1 protein-coding gene is annotated in these 2,201 nt (G+C 71.3%); it reads right to left on the reverse strand.

Features of this window, described 5'->3' with window-relative positions; all coding sequences use genetic code 11:
- Window positions 1–35: 35 nt before the first annotated feature.
- A partial coding sequence (locus FNQ90_RS20410; protein ID WP_182607695.1) for an RNA degradosome polyphosphate kinase occupies window positions 36–2,201 on the reverse strand: 2,166 nt, incomplete at its 5' end.

Genomic DNA, 2,201 nt, shown 5'->3' on the forward strand with positions numbered 1-2,201 from the left:
GCCCGGGGGCGGGGCCCGGGACGGCCCCCGCGTCCTCAGGCGTTGCCGACACGCCGCTTCCTCCGCGACTCGATCAGCGTCTCCTGGATGTTGCGCAGCGGCTCACCGTTCGCGTCCACCGCGTGCCGGGTCCACTCGCCGTCCGGACCCAGGTGCCAGGAGGCGGTGGAGTCGGCGGCGCCGGTGGCCAGCAGGCGGGTGAGCGCGGAGCGGTGCGCCGGGTCGGCGACCCGCACCAGCACCTCGATCCGCCGATCCAGGTTGCGGTGCATGAGGTCGGCGCTGCCCAGCCACACCTCGCTCTCGCCGCCGGCGGCGAACGCGTACACCCGCGAGTGCTCCAGGAACCGGCCCAGGACGCTGCGGACCCGTATGTTCTCCGACAGCCCCGGCACACCGGGCCGCAGCGCGCAGATGCCCCGCACCCACACGTCCACCGGCACCCCCGCCTGCGAGGCGCGGTACAGGGCGTCGATGATCCGCTCGTCCACCAGGGAGTTGAGCTTGAACCGGACACCCGCCGGCCGTCCCGCCCGGTGGTGGGCGATCTCCCGACGGATCCGCTCGACCAGCCCGTCGCGCAGCGAGCGCGGCGCCACCAGCAGCCGGCGGTAGGTCTCCCGGCGGGAGTAGCCGGAGAGGCGGTTGAACAGGTCGGACAGATCCGCGCCGACCTCCGGGTCGGCGGTCAGCAGCCCCAGGTCCTCGTAGAAACGGGCGGTCTTGGGGTGGTAGTTGCCGGTGCCGATGTGGGCGTAACGGCGCAGGTTGTCGCCCTCCTGTCGGACCACCAGGGACAGCTTGCAGTGCGTCTTGAGGCCGACCAGGCCGTAGACGACGTGGCAGCCGGCCTCGACCAGCTTGTGCGCCCACTTGATGTTGGCCTGCTCGTCGAAGCGGGCCTTGATCTCCACCAGCACCAGCACCTGTTTGCCGGACTCCGCCGCGTCTATCAGCGCGTCCACGATCGGGGAGTCACCGGAGGTCCGGTAGAGGGTCTGCTTGATCGCCAGCACGTCGGGGTCGGCGGCGGCCTGCTCGACGAACGCCTGCACCGAGGTGGAGAAGGAGTCGTAGGGGTGGTGCAGCAGCACGTCCCGCTCGCGCAGCGCGGCGAAGATGTCGGGCGGGGACGCGGACTCGACCTCCGCCAGGTCGCGGTGGGTCCCGGCGATGAACTTGGAGTACTTCAGCTCCGGCCGGTCCAGGTCCGCGATGGCGGACAGGCCGGTGAGGTCCAGGGGCCCGGGCACCTTGTAGACCTCGTTCCCGGAGATCTTCAACTCCCGCACCAGCAGGTCGAGGACGTCCGGGTCGATGGACTCCTCGACCTCCAGGCGCACCGGCGGGCCGAAGCGACGGCGCAACAGCTCCTTCTCCAGCGCCTGGAGCAGGTTCTCCGTGTCGTCCTCCTCGACCTCCAGATCCTCGTTGCGGGTGACCCGGAAGTGGTGGTGGGCCAGCACCTCCATGCCGGGGAACAGTTCCTCCAGGTGCGCGGCGATGACGTCCTCGACCGGCACGTACCGTTGCGGGGAGACCTCCTGGAAACGGGTCAGCAGCGGCGGCACCTTCACCCGGGCGAAGTGCTTGTGACCGGTGGTGGGGTTGCGGACGACGACCGCGAGGTTGAGCGAGAGCCCGGAGATGTAGGGGAACGGGTGCGCCGGGTCCACCGCCAGCGGGGTGAGCACGGGGAAGATCTTCCGCCGGAAGAGGGAGAACAGGCGGATCTGCTCCTCCTCGGTCAGCTCGGGCCAGCGCAACAGGTGGATGCCCTGTGCGGCCAGCTCCGGTGCCACCCCCTCGTGGTAGCAGGCGGCGTGGCGGGTCATCAGCTCCCGGGTGCGGTTCCAGATGATCTCCAGCACCTCGCGCGGCTGATAGCCGGAGGCGGCCCGGGTGGCGACGCCGGTGGCGATCCGGCGCTTGAGGCCCGCCACCCGGACCATGAAGAACTCGTCCAGGTTGCTGGCGAAGATGCCCAGGAAACGGGTGCGTTCCAGGAGCGGGGTGGAGGGGTCCTCGGCCAGTTCCAGCACCCGCTCGTTGAAGGCCAGCCAGCTCCGCTCACGGTCCAGGAAGCGGTCCTCCGGCAGCTCCCCGCGCTCGCCGGGACGCTCCCCCGTCCGCCCGGCGCCGCCGGGGCGGGCCCGTGCCGGAGTGCCGGCCCGCCCGTCCCCCTCGGCCGCGTCGTCGTC

The sequence above is a fragment of the Streptomyces alkaliphilus genome, from assembly GCF_014141535.1.
Classification (GTDB): Bacteria; Actinomycetota; Actinomycetes; order Streptomycetales; family Streptomycetaceae; genus Streptomyces; species Streptomyces alkaliphilus.